This window comes from Sphingobacterium sp. UBA7038, from assembly GCF_002494055.1.
Lineage (GTDB): Bacteria > Bacteroidota > Bacteroidia > Sphingobacteriales > Sphingobacteriaceae > Sphingobacterium > Sphingobacterium multivorum.
Genome location: NZ_DLAV01000027.1, coordinates 1 through 18,416, shown reverse-complemented (window position 1 = coordinate 18,416; position 18,416 = coordinate 1). Strand labels below are relative to the sequence as shown.

Below are 18,416 nucleotides of genomic sequence, written 5' to 3'. Positions count from 1 at the left end.
CACTTTTAAGTTGCAATTCCACAACAGAACTAACACAATAAAATAAAGACATTATGAAAACTTTAGTAAAAACATTCACAGCAGCAGCTTTAATCGCAGTATCAACTTTCGCTATGGCAGCTGAAGGACCTGGAGCAAAAGCAACAAAAACTAACATTAACCTTTCTACAGCAGATTTCGCTTTAGAGCACTATGTTGCGGTAACTACGGAGGGAGAATCAGCAGGAGTAGAGCAGTTATTCGCAGAAGATTTCAACCAAAAGCTCCAAGCTGCCAGTGCGCAGTCTAACAGCCGTAGCGAAGTGGTTAAATCCTTGAAAAAACAAAAAGGCGAAAAGTTAAACTGCACAGTGAGCACCGATATTATCGAGGAATCGGCAGACTATATGGTGGCTAAAGTAACGTTGAAATTTGAAAACTTCACCAAAACAGATTTAGTTACCTTGGAGCGTGTGGCCAATGATTGGAACGTATCCAAATCGATCAATTCTTATAAATAAGAGCCATCTCAAATAAATATATATGTTGTAGAGCCACATCGAGAGATGTGGCTTTTTCCTTTCATTCCTAAACAACATTTCGGATATTTGGACAAAGGCCAGTTTTTAGTTAAAGGATTTTATCATGTCGGATATTCAGCAGTTAATAGGACAGATCAGAGCATTCAGAGATGCGAGAGATTGGGAACAGTTTCACAATTCTAAGGATCTCGCAGTTGCGTTGAGCATTGAAGCGTCTGAGCTTCTGGAGCTTTTTCTGTGGAAAGGAAATGAAGATGCCAATCCTGACAAGTTGAAATATGAGCTTGCCGATGTACTAATGTATGCGCTATTACTTGCCGATAAGCACGGACTTGATGTTAAGGAGATCGTGGAGGACAAGATGAAACTCAACAATGAAAAATATCCTGTAGAAAAAGCCAAGGGAACTGCTAAAAAGTATAATGAACTGTAATTAATAACGCATGTCAGAATTGGATATTAAAGAAGTTCATATTGTTCCCGTCGGTAGCACAGAAGAGGTTAAGGATACAGATAGCAAACTAGATTTTTATAACAGCGCACTTGTTTATCTGCTCAACGATAAAAGGTCAATCTATATCGGTGAATCTATCGATATCAAGAACCGCTTTTCGAGCCATAATAGACACGACAGCAAGAAAGATCTATTAATCCGACATGCGATCTATTCGCATTTGTTCAACAAATCCGTTACCCTGCATCTAGAAGCATTCCTGATCAACCTTTTCTCAGCAGAAAAAGGTCTGAAACTGATCAACCTTGGCAATAACGGACACTACTATCACCAGAAGAAAGAATATGAGGTATTGTTTCCACAGATCTGGAAACAACTTGAAGAACTTAAAATAGCGCGTACGTCTACCAGTCTGCTATCATCGACAGCCTTCAATCACGTTTTTCTTCAATCTTGTTAAAAAATCTGAAACTTAAGTTCCGAAGAGAAAATACCAGGCTTGATATTATATGTAACTTCCGTGACAAAATTTCCAGCTCCATCCCTAAACTATTTACAACAACCTCTCCGCGATCTCCGCCTCGCCAACCACTACACCGCCTTTCAGGTACATCATCCGCTCACCACTTTTATAATCCGTGATTATGTCAAAGTGACCATTACAGGTTCTCATGCGTGAAAGCAATGCTTTCCTACCTGCCCTAAAGCCTTTATGTTTAGTTACGTCAAATACATATTTAGAGCAGCTATGCCTAAATATACACTTACGTCTTCTTTCTGGTGGGATGATCAACCAATACAACCGGATCGCGGTCAATAGGAGAGACTTCATGGCCTTGAAAATACCACCATCTGTCTTGCCGTCGTATATCCAGGTTTATTATTAAAGCAACCATTTTCGGCATGTACATAAGTTGTGACGCTTTCTAGTCTTACATAGTTCCATCCTCCTGATGCACCCTGATTAATCAGGTTTTCTAATTGTTCTGCTACTTGATCCGATGTGCCTGTCCTTGGGTCTATCGATGCTACAAAAGGTACTACTTTGTATTCCATAATATCAGTATTTGATTGGGTTAATGATTTAATTAAAGCTATGTAATAAAATATTGAAAATCAATGTGTTTTGAGTTTTATTGCAATCCATTTTACAATATTGTCAATTTTAAGAATAAAAAATTACAGATTATTACGGCTTCCCGTAAAAGTTATGCCTGTGCACCAGGTGGCTAGCTACTGTATTAAAGAACATGTCAAGATAAGGAATGCTTTTGCATTTTATCTGACCTCTGGAGACTGGCTTTTACGAACCAAGATCAGTATTTTTAATACACTGAGTTTTGCCAATGAGCAGTTTTACGATCCTATCAAAGGCACTTTGCAGTTTGATGTGTCCGATCTGGTGCTGATTAAGCCCAGCGGGCGAAATCAGGTCCGCTTGCAAAGGCTGAAAAACAAATTGAATAAGCAAGAGATCGATGGCACCAAAAGATCGATTTTGGCCATTGGCGATGCTCCGGTTGTCTTAGGTGACTGGCAACAATCGGTGTATTTTTTGTAGAGCGGAGGATCTCGGCGAGTCAATTCAGATAACATGATATCAATATGAGTTTTTTACATCCATTTCTCTAAAATCAGGAATAACGGTATTATGCTTGTTTTTCGAAAAGGCTTACTTGTTTATATATTTCTTTATTATCGGCGAAAAACGCCGATNNATCGGCGTTTTTCGCCGATAAATTTAAATAGTTTAAACATGAAGATGTATTCTCAGAGAAGGAAAGATGTGTTAAAATTAGTGCCGGAGGGAGCTTTGGTTACCAGATCTTGGCTACAGCAGAATGATCTCACAGGCCATGCGATCGATAATTTATTGAAGAGTCGACTATTGGAAACTGTGAAAAATGGAGTATATAAACGTGAAGGGGCAGAAGTGGAATGGGGGGATATTGTCTATTTCCTGCAGAAACAGCTAGATACAGATCTAACCATTGGAGGCCTATCGGCTTTAGAACTTCAGAAACTGACCCATTATCTCCCGATGTCTAATCAACGCTTGATTCATTTATATGGCCGGGATAATCTTCCCATATGGATAAATAACCTTACAACAGGGATCAAATTTCTTAAGCATAGTTCTGGCTATTTATTTGGTAATAGTTTTGAAGATGAAAGGCCGCTAGCATTACTTGAGTTTACTAGAGCTTTCAGTTGGAAAAATACAAAGGAAGGCTTACGTATATCCATTCCTGAAAGAGCTATTTTGGAAGTGATGAATCAAGTTCCCCAAAATATATCATTTGAACATGCGGATGAATTAATGCAAGGATTAAATACGCTTTCTCCTAGGACACTCCAAAGATTATTGGAACTGTGCACAAATATCAAAGTTCGCAGGCTTTTCTTTTACCTTGCCGAGCGTCAAAATCATACCTGGTTTACAAAACTTCAATCTGAGAAAATAGATTTTGGATCTGGTAATCGTGTGATCGTCACAGGTGGGAAACTAAATAAGAAATATAAAATAACTGTTCCTGATTTTTATGAGTAAGAAAGAAGAATATGCCGAGCAGGTCCGTTTATTGATCCGATTGTTACCTATAATCGATAAAGAAGACTGTTTTGCACTTAAAGGCGGTACGGCTATTAATTTGTTTTATATAGAGATTTGCCAAGGCTTTCCGTAGACATCGATTTGTTGTATCTGCCAATGGAGGATCGCGACGCCTCTCTTGAAAATATCAGACCTGCATTAGCGAGAATAACAGATTCCATAAAGAAATCGATTGCAGGTGCCCAAGTTCAAAATACAACACTACAACAGGATAATTCTTTACGAATAATAGTTTCACTTAATGATGTTCGTGTTAAAATAGAACTATCTCCTGTTATACGTGGAAGCCTTTTCCCAGCTGTCAGAATGGAAGTGCGACCGCAGGTTGAAAAAGAATTTGGTTATGCTGAAATGCTAGTTGCATCACACCCAGATCTGTATGCTGGTAAACTTTGCGCTGCCCTAGATCGTCAACATCCCCGTGATTTGTTTGATGTAAAACAGTTATACGAAAATGAAGGATTAACGGAAGAATTACGAAAAACATTTCTTGTATTTTTAATAAGTCATTTTCGACCGATGGCAGAACTGCTTAATCCAAACCGAAAAGATATCTCAGGTATATATGAAATGGAGTTTGCGCAAATGGCAGAAATTGAAGTTTCTTTACAGGAGCTACTTTCTGTACGGAAGAAACTGATTGCAGATATCAACAAGGAGATGACTGATAGTGAACGTAAATTTTTACTCTCTGTCAAAAATAAGACACCTGATTGGGCACTCTTAGGATTGGACGCAGCTTTAGTCTCGGAACTTCCTTCAGTGAAATGGAGATTAATCAATTTAAATAAAATGTCAGAGAATAAACACGTGACCGCTTACAAAAATCTAAAAGCTGTCCTATATCCTTAAAGTCAAGCTGAATAGGAGAGATATGGCTTTTTTACGTCAAAAGGGCCTGATTCTCATCAGACCCTTTCTCTTAGCGTTTACTTGTACAGTAATTTTTATGTTTCCTATCGTTTCCTCTTTTTTGTTTCGTCATCCAATGTTTTTAAAGACAATTGGATTTCACCGTACGACGCCAATTTTTATGTTGAACCTTTCTTTCGAAAGGCAGCTTGTAGCCGTTTTGTATGGTAAGAACAATACTCCATTTGAAATAGTTTTATAAGATTGACCTGTTTTGTCTTGCTAACTATCTTGTTTTCTTTTAATTATTGTTGTAGTTTTGGTGTCTCACATCGAACTGTTTTGCCGTAATGAGATAAAACGAGGCGAAAAATGAAAAACAACTATAGTTCACTCGAAAATTTAACTTTACAAAAGTTAATACGGGCTGGAGATCAAGAAGCATTTAGGATAATCTATGAAAGGTATTGGGACAAAATATTTGTGATTTGTAATAACCGGCTCCCACAGAAAGATATTGCGGAAGATCTTTTACAGGATATTTTTATTTCACTTTGGAATAATCCCAAACTCGAAGAGGTTCAAAATCTTGAAGCTTATTTATTTCAGGCAGCCAAGTTTTCTATAATTAAATATCTAAATAGATCTTCAAGAATCGATTTTGTTGATCCTAATTCCTATGGATTATTGGATCGTGTGGGAGAGCTTGGCCTGGACGATGCATTATACACCAAAGAACTTCAGCAACTTATTTTCCAAGAGGTAGAGCGCCTGCCGGAGAAAACAAAGATTATCTTTAATTATTCCCGTATAGATAATTTGGACAGTAGAGAAATCGCTGAAAAACTAAATATCTCCCATCGAACTGTTGAAAATCAAATCAGCAAAAGCCTAAAACATTTAAGGATTTTTATAAATAATTTAAAATCTTTGTTATTTTTTTAATTTTTTAGCGTGCGTTGCTCAGCACTTATGGTACTTCTATATAGACCACAAGTGTTAATCATATGAAGACGCAACAAGAAATTAAAGAAATCATTTCCCGTATTAACCAGGGAATAGCCTCTGAGGAAGATATTCTACAATTCCAGCTTTGGTACAATAGTTTTGACGATAGTGAAACAATACTCGATAGTAATCTCTCGACTGTCGAATTTAAAGATAAAAACTGGGCAGAGATTAACCGACGTATTGCTCCCGCCAAAATATCCAGGTTGCAATGGGTATGGCGAGTTGCAGCTGCACTACTGCTGCTCTCTGCAGCTGCAGTCTGGATCTGGTCAATTCAGCAAAAGGAAAATAATAATGAAGTTTTTAGATCGGCGGCATGGATCACAGATACTTCAGGCCAAACTGAAGAAATTAATAGCAGTTTACATGATTTTTTAGATTCGACAAGATATGTAGATCTCAAAGAACATCATAATTTAAGAACCTTGGCAACAGCTGCAGGAGAGTTTACCAAAGTTATTCTCCCCGATGGCACTAAAGTGTCTTTGAATGCCGGATCGAAGATCGTCTTGTCCCCAGATTATGGCAAGGCGGCGCAAAGGACAATTTCATTGGAAGGGGAGGCTTACTTTGAAGTAGTAACAATACCTGGACGCAGTTTTGTCGTAAAAACAGCAGATCAGCAGATCAGAGTTCTCGGTACAAAATTCAATGTCAGAGCTTATCCTAGTTTTGATAAAACAATTACCACACTACACGAGGGGAAAATTGAGCTAAGCAATGGGAACCAAAATGTCATATTGCAACCCAATAATATAGCTGTCAACAAAGATGGAGCTTTGTCTCTTCAACGGATGGCGAAGCTAGAGAAAGAGGCATGGCGTAAACTAGATTTTGAATTTGATAATGAATCCATTAAGACTGTACTTCATCAACTTAGCCAGTGGTATGGTTTTGAGCTCTCTTATCAGTCTTCTGTTCCTAATCAGTATATCTCTGGTAAAATAATAAATGGCACAAAAACCTCAGATGTGCTTGAGATTATGAAAAACTTAACGAATGGGAATTTTCAGATGAAAGGTAAGGTCCTCTATGTGAATTTCGCAAATAATTAACCTTAATACAATGAATGAAAAATTATTTAAACGAAGCCCGGCTTTTTTAAATCCGGAATTGCTTTCGGTTAAACTAACCACCTTAATGACAATTGGGCTATTGTCTTGTAGCATACAGCAAAGTTTCGCACAGCGAATTCATATTGATACAACTAAAAAGCCACTTAAAACAGTGCTAAAGCAGATAGAAGAGCAGTCAGGTTATTCTTTTGTTTATGACGCAGGTATTGTAGAAAATACTGCTATGATTCAGATTTCACTTGATGAAGACGGAATTCAAGCTGCATTGTCGAAATTATCCAAAGAGCTTAATGTTGAATATAAGATTGTTAATAAAACTATTACGTTAACTCGGATCAAAGAAAAGGAGGGAACAATCTTGTTGAAAGGACGTGTGTCCATCGATGATCAGGATGGTAAATCTCCTTCATATCAAGCTGGTGTCAGTGTCGCGATCAAAGGAACTAATAAAGTTACCAGTACTAATAATATCGGCGAATTTAGTTTGGAAGTACCTATGGAGGCGACTATTGTGGTCAGTTACATCGGTTATAAATCCAGAGAAATTCCTGCTAAAGATATCAGAAAAAACCTAGCTATCGTGCTCCAAAAAAGTATGGATTATCTAGATGAAGTAATTGTAACAGCATATGGTACCAAAGAAGCGAGAGAGAACCAAACAGGATCGGCTTTTACAATTACAAGAAAGGACCTGGATAATAGGCCTGCGCTCCGATTAGATGCTTTACTGGAAGGTGTCGTTCCTGGGGTCGAATTTAATTCACAAGATGGGGGTACAAATAGTTCTGCAAGATCACGCTATAGCACTAGAATACGTGGCGAAGCATCTACCGTTGGCGGTATAACATCAAATGAGCCGTTATGGGTCGTGGATGGTGTGCCTTTGTATACTGGCGGAACGACTAATTCAATTCCTGGGATGCAAAATTCGATCAGTCCATTGACATATATAAATCCGAATGATATTGAAAGTGTCACCGTACTTAAGGATGCCAGTGCAACGACAATTTATGGCGCAAATGGATCCAATGGTGTTATCCTGATAACAACCAAACGAGGAAAAGGAGCCCCAAAACTTTCTTATTCATTTCGGACAGGGATAAATAGACGGCCGTCAAGTCATCTCAACCAACTGAATGGTCGCCAATATTTAAACTTGGTGAAAGACATGGGTATGGTTGATCAGTTGGGGAAAATTGATACCACACAGGATACGCGTTGGGCAGATGTTTATAATCGTACTGGTTTTACTAATCTCCACAGCTTAGGACTGTCGGGTTCAACAGATGCTGTTCATTATTTCCTCTCAGCCAATATCTATGATGAAAAACAGACGATTATCGGTAATTCTACAAAACGTTATGATGTGCGTTCAAACGTAAGCGGGAATGTCGGCAAACGCTTGGTTTTGAACAGCACACTTGCTGCTTCTTATTCTAAAGATGATATGTTCAATCCGGGCAATGCTTATTTTCAGTACAGCCCATTGATTAGCCCATTTGGTCCAAATGGTGAGTATATTGAGCGCGATCCAAATGGCGGGCTTTTGCAGGGTATGCCGGGTTTGATCGATCAAAATGAACAAAAACAAGCAACCGCACATGTTTTGGGAACCTTAGGATTTACTTATCAATTATGGGATGGATTAGTCTTTACAAACCTCAATGGTGCAGATTTTACCAGCGCCAATGAAGATCAGTACTTTTCGATGTATAATTATACGGGCTCTTCCAGCAACGGTGAGGCCTACCGAGGACAATCACAGGTTTTAAACTTAATCAGTACAAATACCCTAGCATTTAAACGTACTATTTTTAAAGGTGACTTTGATGTTGTACTGGGAACCGAAGCACGAAAAGAAGAACGTAGATCTGTTTCTGCCACGGGAACTAATTTTCCAAATGATTATATCCGAGAAGTCGGCTTTGTATCCACAGATAATCGTCTTGGGACAACGAGTCGCGATAAACAAACGTTACTTTCCTATTTTGGGCGTGCCGGCTACGTATATGATAAACGTTATGCAATAAACTATACCTATCGAAAAGATGGCAGTTCCAATTTTGGTAAAGATGTAAAATGGGGAACCTTTAGTTCTGTCGGTGCGGCCTGGACTGTTAGTAATGAAGATTTTTGGCCCAAAAATAAGATCTTAGATTTCTTGAAATTTAAGGTGTCCTATGGGAATAATGGTAACTCTCGATTTAATTCAGCTTATGCTAGTGGCATTTATAAATACGATTCCAATTATAGCTATGGAGGGAATTCTGGAACGACGATGTCGAGAGGTGTGAATGATGGACTGAAATGGGAAACAACAAAAATGCTCAATACAGGGATAGATTTTAGATTGTTTGGTCGGTTTAATGTGGCTGCCGAATACTATCGAAATGTTACCCACGATATGATTGATGATGCCTACGTATCTATGGTTACTGGATTTAGACGTACTTATCAGAACGTCGGCAAAATGCAAAATACAGGTTTAGAGCTGAGTGTTAATGGAGCAATACTACAAAAGGAAAACTTTAACTGGAATGCCACTTTTATTTTATCGTCAAATAGAAATAAAGTGTTGCAGTTAAATGAAGATATTGACCGTGTTTCGGGCAATACGATCATGAGAAAAGGATATAATTCCCGCTCTTACTATCTTGTGCGTTGGGCAGGTGTGGATCCTTCTACAGGAGACCCGATGTGGTATGATTTGGACGGCAATGTGACTAAAGTGTATAATACAGAAAATCGTGTACTTGTTGGGAATTCAACACCGCAATATTATGGAGGACTAACGAATTATATTAATTACAAAAACTGGAATTTTTCAATTTTCTTCAAATATTCAAAAGGGGGCTATTATTTTGATCAGGCAACTAGAAATAATGGATTGGATGGTCTTAATATTTTGAGTGGCAATCAATCCATTGATATGCTGAATTCTTGGTATTTTCCGGGCCAACTGGCTACTTCTCCACGACTTTCAAATACAACAACCTCATCTATTATGAACTCCACCCGTTTTTTATTGGACAAAACATATCTTAAGTTAGATAATATCAGTTTGGGATATACTTTTAATAGCGGTCTAATTCGCAAATTAAAATTAGATCATATTTCAGTTACCGCTATGGCAAGTAATATTGCGATGTGGACTCCATATTCATCTAAAAAAGGATCAATAAAAAATTATGAATCCTTAGCTAAACAGTTTGGCGTAACAAGTGGAAGCGTAGTTGACAATACCTATGCAAATATGCTTTCAGAATCTAGTCGCGTGCTTAATTATTCATTGGGTATCAATATTGGTTTTTAATCAGAATTTAATATGAAATTATTTAAATATACAGTAATTGCATTATCATTGACGCTTGCGAGTTGCGGTAAATCATTTTTGGAGGTTGAACCCATAGGGCAACTCGGCAAAGAGCAACTATTTTCTGATCTGAATGGTATGCGGGATGCACTTGTCGGTAGTTATAACCTGACCTCACGTTTTTTTCAGTCACAATATGGGATATATGGCGATTTAAGAGGCGATGATGTACAGCGCATCACAAATGGTACGCAAAATTATATGTTAACGGACTATAACTATACTTTTGATGAAGAAGATGGAACTGGTGGGACTTTAGCCATTTGGTCAACAGGCTATGAGGCGATTAATAATATCAATAATATTATTAACTCTGCTGAAACGGTACGTAAGTCACTAAATGGCAGGTCTGACGATTTTAATAGCTATATGGGGCAGAGCCATGTTTTGCGCGGACTACTATTTTTTGCGTTGGCAAATGTTTATGCACAGCATTATACGTATACAGCGGATGGAAGTCATCCGGGAATTCCTATTCCTACAGTAACACCATTACCGAGTGAGCGCGTGCCTAGGGCAAGTATGAAAGATACCTATGCGCAAATCATAGCTGATTTAGAACAAGGAATTACCTTTTTGGAAAATTCCACAGCAAAGACTAAGATATATGCTTCAGCAGATGCCTCAAGGGCTCTTTTGTCCAGGATATATCTATACATGGGACGTTATGAAGATGTGATTAAGTACTCATCGTTAATCCTGAACGATGGAAAGTACAAATTGGTGAATGCCGAAGATTATAAAAATATGTTCATTTCGGATAGTCAGTTTTCAGATTTTAACAGTATTAAATCTGAAGTGATCTGGCAACTAAATCTGAATATTAGATCTTCAAATTTTATGTCAAGTTTCTATTCCGATAGAGTTGCGTTTTTAGCCTATCCTTCGGATAATTTTTTAGATTTATTAGCCACAGATGACATCCGTAAATCAATGTTTGAACTACAGTCAAGCCCAGAGAGGTATATGTCTCTTAAGAATGGGAAGTATTCAACAACAAGTGATCTGAATTGGCCGGTCAACTTTAAAGTGATCCGTTCTGCCGAACTCTATTTAAATAGAGCGGAAGCATATTTTCATACCCAACAATACAATTTAGCTATTGAAGACTTAAAAACCATTAGAGCGAGGGCGCTAGGTAAAAATACTGCAGACATTATTGTCGAATATAGTACTCCGAATGAATTATTGGAATTAATAAAATTGGAAAGACGCAAGGAATTGGCTTTTGAAGGCCAACGTATCTACGATATCATGCGTTATAGAGAATCATTGGATCGTGGGGCTGGATGTAACTCGGCAAACTGTTTGATAAAATATCCAAATGATTTGTTTATTCTTCCTATTCCCAAATCAGAATTAGATGCCAATAAATCCATTACTCCCAATCCCACTGTAAATAAATAAAAATGAAAAATATCCTATTTTTAATGAGTTTCATCTCCCTGCTATTTTTAGCTTGTAATAAAGAATTGGAAACTCCATATGATCATCCTTTTTTCTATATCCACCAAAATAACGTTTCGGAAATAACGGTGCAGGCCAACAGAAATGAGTCGGTTGACTATAAAGTTTATTTCAGTACAAAAACACAGTTTGAAGCCATAGAATTGGATTATGAAGTGGTAGCAGGCGAAGGGCTTAAAGCTGGCGTAGATTTCGAAGTTGTTAATACAGGTTCGTCGCTTCTGTTTAAGCCAGGTGTCGTAGAAATGCCTATAAAAATACGCTGGATTAATCATCCGATAGAAGAAGGTAAAGACAATACGTTGACTATTCGTCTGCTCAGAAGTGATAAGAATATTACACTTGGGCTACCCGGCCCTGATCATAAACAATCTAGTCTGAAAATTACTAAAATATAGAACATATGGATATTCTGAAAAAAACAATAGGGATATTTAGTGTTCTTCTTGTATCATTCATACAGCTGAAAGCTCAGGACCTTAAACAGGATCCAAAACTGGTGCGCGGAAAATTAAAAAACGGTTTTCAGTATTTTATTTATCCTAATAATACGAATAATCAGCAGACTGCTATACAGCTTTTTGTCAATGCCGGCAGTCTACAGGAGGAGGACGACCAGTTGGGATTAGCGCATTTTGTAGAACACATGGCTTTTAATGGCAGCAAGCACTACCCCAAAAATGAAGTGATCACCTACTTGGAGTCTTTGGGCGTAAAATTCGGAGCTGATTTAAATGCACACACCTCCTATGATGAAACGGTTTATAAAATTACGATCGATAGCAAGTCGAAGGAAAACTTAGAGAAAGCTCTTGATATCGTTAGTGACTGGGCATTCAATCTTAGTTTCGATTCTTTGGAAATCGAAAAGGAACGCGGCATCATTATAGAAGAATGGCGGACCAAGGAAGGCCTTTCTGCCCGCCTAAGCGATCAGACCCTACCTTTGATTTTTTCTCATTCCCGTTACGGCATCCGTAAACCGATTGGTACGCTGGATATTTTGCGTAATTTTCGTCGACCGACACTGGTAGATTTTTATCAAAAATGGTATAGGCCAAACTTAATGGGGTTGGCTGTCGTAACAAACCAAGATCCAAAAGCAGTTGAAAAGATGATCAAAAAGCTTTTTGGAAAAGCTAAAAATAGAAAACCAGAGGCAAAGCGCATTTCATACAGCCTCGCAAATCATACAGATACACTTTTTAATATCTATACCGATAAAGAGGCCAATAGTATTGACTTTAGTTATATTGGGATTTTGCCAGCCAGCAAAGCTGTTAAGACCGAAGCCGATTTTTTTGAAAATTTAAAACGTAGTACAGTAAATGCACTTTTAAAGAAAAGATTTGATCGAATTGCCCAGTTAGACGACAGTTACAAAAGTGCTTCCATGTCGGTCTCTGATCTTTTATTGAACAATGGACTTTCTGTTGGTGGAGCTACCTTGTACGAGGGGCAGATCAAATCTGGAATTTCTAAATATTTGAAAGAACGCGAACGTATTTTGCGCTACGGATTTACCTCTTCGGAACTGTCTGATTATAGAGAGCAATACAAAAGACAGCTTCAACGCGCGCCAGAGAACAAAGAACTGAATGCCAATATGATGTTGAGCCAATTAAAAGATGTCTTTTTTACTGGCCAAATATTAATGGATAAGGAAGCCCGTAATGGGCAGATATTACGTGATCTAGATCGACTCGATTCTTTAAATCTCCTGCATCATCTCCAAGGTTATTTTAAGCCAGGAAATACAGCTGTGATGCTAACCGCTCCTGAACGCCTCATGGCAGAGGTGCCCAACGAAAGTGTTTTGCGCCAGTTGTTCGCAGAGTCCGCCCAGGCAGATTTGAAGAAATGGACAGATCATATTGAAATACCCCAGCAATTGTTGAGCGATCTGCCTATATCCGGTAAAGTGATACAAAAGAAACTGATCAACGAGGTCGGTGTGACCGAATGGCAACTTTCCAATGGCGCCAGATTTTTTCTGAAGAAAAATGATAGTAGAAAAAATCATATTCAACTAACAGCCTTTAGAAAAGGCGGTTTTATTGCTATGGACAGCTCCGATTATGTCAACGCTGTGTATGCCAAAAATATAATTGGAGCCAGTGGTGCGGGGGCATTTACGCGGGCGGCATTAACAAAATTTTTAAATGGAAACTCAGCGTCGGCCACGTTTATGATAGCGCCAAATCGAGAGGGACTGTCGGCTTCAGCTAATCAAAAGGATATCAAGTCTATGTTTGAGCTGATTTACCTCAAATGGACTCAGCCTCGTGTCGATGAGAAAATTTTTGGAAGCATCAAAAAGCAAGGGTTAGATGCCGCCAGGAATAAAAAATTCAATGTGATGGATGCCTATAATCAAGCGATCAATAAAGCTATAGGGGCGGACGATTTGGATGAAAATACACTTTCGGTCGAACGCATTGAAAAGGATCTACAGATCGATCGTATTGTACCAGTATTCAAAGAACGTTTCCATTCAGCTAAAGATTTTGATTTTGTGCTAGTCGGTGATTTTGATATAGATAGTATTCAAGCTTTTGTAGAACAGTATATAGCGGCACTTCCCACAGGATATTACCGCAGTGAGCAGCGGATCCCAGCTTATAAACAACGCCAAGATCAAGAAATTGTCCAATATGCAGGTCAGGCCGAAAAGGCCACGGTTAACTTGTTCTATCAGACCACTTCTACACATTATGATTACCCTGAGATACTAAAAAATGAACTTTTGGAAAATGTGCTCAAGGTTAAACTCCGAAAGAATTTGAGAGAAGAGCAGTCAGGCGTATATGGCGTAGGCGTTAGTGTCAGTGCAACTTCTGAACCGACCGATTTGATGCGTACACGTATTAATTTTACCTGCGAACCTTCAAGAGCAGAGTTTTTGATCGGACAAGTTCAGATTGAGCTTGATAAAATCATAAAAGATCCGTCTTACTTTGTTGAAGAACTCAATAATGCTAAAGTGCAAATGCACCAGGTATACGACAAACAATTTGGAAAAGATACATTTTGGAGTGCAGAACTGCGCAACCATATTTATTATGGCTTTGGAACCTGGTCATTTTTTACCAGTTATAAGCAAATGCTTGATCAGATAAAAGCTGCAGACATTGCAGATTATGCTAAACAGAAGCTCAATAAAGCCTACAAAGTAAAAGCGGTATTATTACCCGAAAATTTAAAGAAATAATTCATACAGATGAAATGGTCAGCGACATATCAGACAAGTCTGATAAAGATAAGACCTAAGCTTCATCATCATAAAAATATAGGGATGAAAAAACACTATTGTTTAATATTGATCACAATGATCTTTAGTCAGTTTCTTCTCGGATGCAAACAGGATGCATTACTTGCAGATAATGTACAGTTGCAATCCTTTTCTTTTGACCCAGCAAGCAATCCGGGCCTTAAAGATGCAGTATATGGTACCATCGAAGGACAGCATATTTCTATTCGTGTGCCCAACTCTGTCGATATTACAAAAGCAGTACCTTCCTTTAAAGGTACGTCGGAGAAAATGGTTGCATACGTTGGGAAAAATATTCAAGAATCTGGGGTTACGGCCGTCGATCTTTCCAAAGCAACGGTCTACCGTTTTGTGACACCAAACGGAATGTCGGAATATAGCGTTTCGGCACAAAAGTCGGGATCTATTCTTTCCTTTGGTTTCTATGCAGCTGATAATCCAGATTATTTGTTTCGCGATTATCCCGCTACAATAAGCAAACTTGATATCAAAGTAGATCTACCTGTAGATGCCAATATCACCAAGTTGGTTGCCCGATATACTGTCAACGAAGGCACAGTACTGAAGTCCAATGGTGCAGATTTCAAAAGCAAGGAAACCATTTTAGATTATTCCAATCCCCAAACCCTGACATTGCAGGATTTGGAAAGCGGGACATCTGAAAATTTTGTTGTTCAGGTAGGCAGGCTGACAGCACCTGTGTGGACAGCGATGCAGCTTCCAGACTTTTTACAAATCAACAATGTTGCGGAGGCAGGGCTTGAAATTAATCCAATAAATAATCAGCCGTATGTATCCGTTCAATTTTCCGGCAGTACAGATGATTTACGAAAAGGGCTTATTACCGCGTTCAATAGTGAAAGCAAACAGTGGGAGACTTTAGGGAATGAATCTGGCTTTACGCCAACAAGAGCCGATTACATTTCGTTAGATTTTTCGAAACAAGGGATTCCATATGTTGCATTTAGAGATTATACGGCAGGAGCTAATGCACAATATGCATCATTAATGAAGTATGAGAATAATACCTGGTCATTTGTAGGCGAGCAGCAGGGATCTTTCAACAGGGTGAATTATTTAACGTTAAAGTTGGATGACAATAATGTGCCTTATCTAGGATATGTGTTCTCACGTGCGTCTTCTCCTTACCCTAGCCGTGGTACATATGTTGAATCGTTACGTAATGGAAAGTGGACGGGGCAGTCCTTTGCACAGTCAACTACAGGCTGGTTTTCAAAAATGTTTAAAGGACGGGATAATAAATTGTATTATGCCGTCATGGATTTAACAAACGGTACAGCAAGCCGTAAACCTTCTGTATATAGGTTTGAAAATGGTGCATGGAATTTGGTCGGGAATGTTAATGTAGGACCTGCAGAGTCAAATTCAGGAGGTATCAATATTGATCTTGACGTAAAAGAAGACGGTCAAATTTATATGGTTTACCAGTCCAATTCACCGGCTTATAAAACATTTGTTATGCATTGGAATGGGAGCAGTTGGAAACAGTTGGGTGACGGTATCAGCCAAACGACCAGTAGCTCCGCAAACCGCGACAATGTGGCGATCCGTATACACCCCGACGGTCGGATTTTCTTGGCATACGGAGACGCAATCAATGGAATAAAGGTCTGCACCTACAATGAAGCTACAGGAAACTGGAATACTGCAGTGCAGGTTTCACCAGAAAATGGAAATAAATTTGTGATGCAGATAAGTGATCAAGGAATACCTTATTTGATCACAGTGATAAACAGCAAAGCTGCCCTTTTCAAATACGATATTCCCGGATTATAACATAGTTCAGGTCACGGTCGGATGTATAAAATTATCTGACCGTGACTTAGCTATCAGCAATGAACAATATGATTAAAAAAATAAGCATTATCTGGATCTTGGGATTACTTTTTGTAATAAAGGTCACAGCCCAAGTAGCAGTAGCTAAGAAAGTCTTGATTGAAGGACATGCTTTTGAAGACAAAAATAACAATGGCCTTTTGGATAAAGGAGAGAAAAGGCTTTCTAAAATTCGGGTATCAAATGGTATTGATGTGATAAGCACCGATAAAACCGGAGCATATAGCTTTGAAGCTAAGATTGGTCAATCCATTTTTTCTATCACTCCATCTGAATATGTATGGGCAAAGGAAAATAAAATAGGAAATGCAAATGCATATTACCTCAATCCTAATCATACTATTCCCGATACTTTGGTGTTTGATATACCATTAAGAAAGAGGAAAAATATCCCTCTCGAATTCAATATTGCCGCCATTGGAGATGTGCAGGTGAGCGATCAGGAGGAATTGGAATTTGCGGCCAAAAGTATATTTTCCGAACTTATAGAAAGGAAGGATATTGATTTTAATCTTGTTCTGGGAGATTTAGTCAACAATAATATGGAGATTTTGCCTGAGGTGGGGAAAATGATCGATGCGCTGCCGATGTCATCCTACACAATGGTCGGCAACCATGATCGGAACGTTGTCAATCCGGATTATATGAACGACCGTTTCAATGCTGTTTTTGGAGCTGATAATTATGCTTTCAATTATGGTAATGTACATTTTATCGTGTTAAACAATGTGTTTGCTACAGGCAAAAATTCTTATGAAGGAAGATTAGCTGATGAGCAGTTGACATTTTTGAAAAATGATCTTTCCTATATTCCAAAAGATGCTTTAGTAGTGCTTAGTCAGCATATTCCTATGGCTTTTACACGAAATAGGACGGAGGTACTTCAACTGTTGGCTGATTATAAAAATGTATTGATTTTGTCTGGACATACCCATCAGGTGGATCGTTATTTCTTTAAAAATAAAGCGATACAGGAATTGGGTGCTGGTGCAACCTGTGGTAACTGGTGGCGTGGTGAGAAGGATGCCAAAGGAGTTCCGGATGCCAGGATGCTGTGCGGTAGCCCAAGGGGGTATTTTGTGATCAATATTAAAAACAATAGCTATTCGTTTCAGTTCAAAGCCGTAGATCAGGATGCTAAAAAACAAATGCATATTGCTGTTAGAGCGGGCGTATTGCTAGCAAATGTTTTTGGAGCGGCAGACAGTACGAATGTCATGGTACAGATAAATGATGGAGAATGGGTCAGGATGCGGAAAAGTAAAAGTGTAGATCCCTTTGTATCCGATATCATCGAAAAAAATAATCAAAAAATCTATCCCACTTTAGGTAGCACGGCGAATCCTTTACGAAAGCGGGCCTCTGGTCATCTTTGGGAATTTCCGTTGCAAAACGTAAATGGTGATAGCATAAAAGTGATCCGGATTAAAGCGGAGGATAACTATGGCTTTTTAGTTCAAAATGAATTTACCGAGTTTTTTTCGCAGTAGTTATACAAATTATTCTTGCTATATGTCCATAGCTTATCTAAAAGGGTAGGTTTGACCGTAGAAGACACTATAGTTTTCATATGTTTTAAGTTTAGTTTAGAAGCCACGTCGTGAGATGTGGCTTTTTTTGGATAGCTTATTTACCTAATGCCTTGACGATAGCCACGCCCACGGCCTTGGCTGATTGAGGTTTCTGGCCGGTGATCAATCTGCCGTCAATAGTAACATGCGACTGCCATGGTTCGGATTTTTCATAAATCCCACCTATTGCCTTTAGCTTATCCTCTAGTAAAAAGGGGACGACATTGCTGAGCTTTACAAGCTCTTCCTCCTCATTGCTAAAGCCATTGACTTTTTTCCCTTTTATCAAATATTCGCCGGTGCTCAGTTTGATGTTGGTTAAGCCTGCAGGTCCATGACATACAGCTGC

Annotated in this window: 18 protein-coding genes; 15 read left to right on the top strand and 3 right to left on the bottom strand. The window is 38.6% G+C overall.

Going from position 1 to position 18,416, the window contains the following annotated elements:
- The first annotated feature begins 53 nt into the window (after positions 1-53).
- From B3H30_RS18165 to B3H30_RS18155, 3 genes are all read left to right on the top strand, one after another.
- Positions 54-500, top strand: a complete 447-nt coding sequence (locus B3H30_RS18165; RefSeq protein WP_286710096.1) for a nuclear transport factor 2 family protein — start codon at positions 54-56, stop codon at positions 498-500.
- Between the two features lie 124 nt (positions 501-624).
- Positions 625-954, top strand: a complete 330-nt coding sequence (locus tag B3H30_RS18160) for a nucleotide pyrophosphohydrolase (protein WP_286710095.1) — start codon at positions 625-627, stop codon at positions 952-954.
- Between the two features lie 10 nt (positions 955-964).
- The gene (locus B3H30_RS18155; protein WP_286710094.1) at positions 965-1,435 is read left to right on the top strand and encodes a GIY-YIG nuclease family protein; all 471 of its coding nucleotides are present in this window, start codon (positions 965-967) and stop codon (positions 1,433-1,435) included.
- 93 nt (positions 1,436-1,528) lie between these two features.
- Here the strand turns inward: B3H30_RS18155 and yidD are convergent, their stop codons facing one another.
- Positions 1,529-1,807 (bottom strand): membrane protein insertion efficiency factor YidD, encoded by a 279-nt coding sequence (yidD, locus tag B3H30_RS18150; protein ID WP_070570512.1) that lies wholly within the window; start codon positions 1,805-1,807, stop codon positions 1,529-1,531.
- Entirely contained in the window at positions 1,804-2,031 is a 228-nt protein-coding gene (locus tag B3H30_RS18145) for a hypothetical protein (RefSeq protein ID WP_070570510.1), read from the bottom strand. Before B3H30_RS18145 ends, yidD begins: the two co-directional genes overlap by 4 nt.
- Before the next feature lie 154 nt (positions 2,032-2,185).
- Between B3H30_RS18145 and B3H30_RS18140 the strand changes: the two genes are divergently transcribed.
- From B3H30_RS18140 to B3H30_RS18085, 12 genes are all read left to right on the top strand, one after another.
- Positions 2,186-2,536: a hypothetical protein gene (locus B3H30_RS18140; protein ID WP_070570508.1), complete on the top strand. Its 351-nt coding sequence runs from the start codon at positions 2,186-2,188 to the stop codon at positions 2,534-2,536.
- 195 nt (positions 2,537-2,731) lie between these two features.
- Positions 2,732-3,526, top strand: coding sequence for a type IV toxin-antitoxin system AbiEi family antitoxin (locus B3H30_RS18135; protein ID WP_070570506.1), 795 nt, complete (start codon positions 2,732-2,734; stop codon positions 3,524-3,526).
- A complete protein-coding gene (locus B3H30_RS18130) occupies positions 3,519-3,662 on the top strand; it encodes a nucleotidyl transferase AbiEii/AbiGii toxin family protein (protein ID WP_217493582.1) in 144 nt (47 codons plus the stop codon). The genes B3H30_RS18135 and B3H30_RS18130 overlap by 8 nt, the downstream gene beginning before the upstream one ends.
- Before the next feature lie 23 nt (positions 3,663-3,685).
- Complete coding sequence (locus tag B3H30_RS18125; RefSeq protein ID WP_254667774.1) at positions 3,686-4,441, top strand: nucleotidyl transferase AbiEii/AbiGii toxin family protein; 756 nt, start codon at positions 3,686-3,688, stop codon at positions 4,439-4,441.
- Positions 4,442-4,813: 372 nt separating this feature from the next.
- Entirely contained in the window at positions 4,814-5,386 is a 573-nt protein-coding gene (locus tag B3H30_RS18120; protein WP_070570504.1) for an RNA polymerase sigma factor, read from the top strand.
- A gap of 62 nt (positions 5,387-5,448) precedes the next feature.
- Positions 5,449-6,507 (top strand): FecR family protein, encoded by a 1,059-nt coding sequence (locus tag B3H30_RS18115; protein WP_286710169.1) that lies wholly within the window; start codon positions 5,449-5,451, stop codon positions 6,505-6,507.
- 10 nt (positions 6,508-6,517) lie between these two features.
- On the top strand, positions 6,518-9,841 hold the full coding sequence (locus B3H30_RS18110) for a SusC/RagA family TonB-linked outer membrane protein (RefSeq protein WP_070565773.1): 3,324 nt from the start codon (positions 6,518-6,520) through the stop codon (positions 9,839-9,841).
- Positions 9,842-9,853: 12 nt separating this feature from the next.
- Positions 9,854-11,308: a RagB/SusD family nutrient uptake outer membrane protein gene (locus tag B3H30_RS18105; RefSeq protein ID WP_070565771.1), complete on the top strand. Its 1,455-nt coding sequence runs from the start codon at positions 9,854-9,856 to the stop codon at positions 11,306-11,308.
- Between the two features lie 2 nt (positions 11,309-11,310).
- On the top strand, positions 11,311-11,766 hold the full coding sequence (locus B3H30_RS18100) for a hypothetical protein (protein WP_070565769.1): 456 nt from the start codon (positions 11,311-11,313) through the stop codon (positions 11,764-11,766).
- A gap of 5 nt (positions 11,767-11,771) precedes the next feature.
- Positions 11,772-14,579, top strand: coding sequence for a M16 family metallopeptidase (locus B3H30_RS18095; RefSeq protein ID WP_070565767.1), 2,808 nt, complete (start codon positions 11,772-11,774; stop codon positions 14,577-14,579).
- A gap of 84 nt (positions 14,580-14,663) precedes the next feature.
- Positions 14,664-16,436 carry a hypothetical protein gene (locus tag B3H30_RS18090; RefSeq protein ID WP_070565775.1) on the top strand — a complete coding sequence of 591 codons (1,773 nt, stop codon included), beginning with the start codon at positions 14,664-14,666 and terminating at the stop codon, positions 16,434-16,436.
- A gap of 68 nt (positions 16,437-16,504) precedes the next feature.
- A complete protein-coding gene (locus tag B3H30_RS18085) occupies positions 16,505-17,986 on the top strand; it encodes a calcineurin-like phosphoesterase C-terminal domain-containing protein (protein WP_175441987.1) in 1,482 nt (493 codons plus the stop codon).
- Positions 17,987-18,122: 136 nt separating this feature from the next.
- On the opposite strand, the gene B3H30_RS18080 is transcribed toward B3H30_RS18085, so the two are convergent.
- The coding region (locus tag B3H30_RS18080; protein ID WP_286834751.1) for a type 1 glutamine amidotransferase domain-containing protein at positions 18,123-18,416 on the bottom strand (294 nt) is incomplete at its 5' end.

What these genes read in the sequence shown, in the direction of transcription:
- B3H30_RS18125 (WP_254667774.1), top strand. Translation starts at nt 3,686, where the DNA reads ATGGAGGATCGCGACGCCTCTCTTGAAAATATCAGACCTGCATTAGCG.
- B3H30_RS18160 (WP_286710095.1), top strand. Translation starts at nt 625, where the DNA reads ATGTCGGATATTCAGCAGTTAATAGGACAGATCAGAGCATTCAGAGAT.
- B3H30_RS18090 (WP_070565775.1), top strand. Translation starts at nt 14,664, where the DNA reads ATGAAAAAACACTATTGTTTAATATTGATCACAATGATCTTTAGTCAG.
- B3H30_RS18110 (WP_070565773.1), top strand. Translation starts at nt 6,518, where the DNA reads ATGAATGAAAAATTATTTAAACGAAGCCCGGCTTTTTTAAATCCGGAA.
- B3H30_RS18105 (WP_070565771.1), top strand. Translation starts at nt 9,854, where the DNA reads ATGAAATTATTTAAATATACAGTAATTGCATTATCATTGACGCTTGCG.
- B3H30_RS18115 (WP_286710169.1), top strand. Translation starts at nt 5,449, where the DNA reads ATGAAGACGCAACAAGAAATTAAAGAAATCATTTCCCGTATTAACCAG.
- B3H30_RS18100 (WP_070565769.1), top strand. Translation starts at nt 11,311, where the DNA reads ATGAAAAATATCCTATTTTTAATGAGTTTCATCTCCCTGCTATTTTTA.
- B3H30_RS18130 (WP_217493582.1), top strand. Translation starts at nt 3,519, where the DNA reads ATGAGTAAGAAAGAAGAATATGCCGAGCAGGTCCGTTTATTGATCCGA.
- B3H30_RS18155 (WP_286710094.1), top strand. Translation starts at nt 965, where the DNA reads ATGTCAGAATTGGATATTAAAGAAGTTCATATTGTTCCCGTCGGTAGC.
- B3H30_RS18135 (WP_070570506.1), top strand. Translation starts at nt 2,732, where the DNA reads ATGAAGATGTATTCTCAGAGAAGGAAAGATGTGTTAAAATTAGTGCCG.
- B3H30_RS18085 (WP_175441987.1), top strand. Translation starts at nt 16,505, where the DNA reads ATGATTAAAAAAATAAGCATTATCTGGATCTTGGGATTACTTTTTGTA.
- B3H30_RS18145 (WP_070570510.1), bottom strand. Translation starts at nt 2,031, where the DNA reads ATGGAATACAAAGTAGTACCTTTTGTAGCATCGATAGACCCAAGGACA.
- B3H30_RS18140 (WP_070570508.1), top strand. Translation starts at nt 2,186, where the DNA reads ATGCCTGTGCACCAGGTGGCTAGCTACTGTATTAAAGAACATGTCAAG.
- B3H30_RS18120 (WP_070570504.1), top strand. Translation starts at nt 4,814, where the DNA reads ATGAAAAACAACTATAGTTCACTCGAAAATTTAACTTTACAAAAGTTA.
- B3H30_RS18165 (WP_286710096.1), top strand. Translation starts at nt 54, where the DNA reads ATGAAAACTTTAGTAAAAACATTCACAGCAGCAGCTTTAATCGCAGTA.
- yidD (WP_070570512.1), bottom strand. Translation starts at nt 1,807, where the DNA reads ATGAAGTCTCTCCTATTGACCGCGATCCGGTTGTATTGGTTGATCATC.
- B3H30_RS18095 (WP_070565767.1), top strand. Translation starts at nt 11,772, where the DNA reads ATGGATATTCTGAAAAAAACAATAGGGATATTTAGTGTTCTTCTTGTA.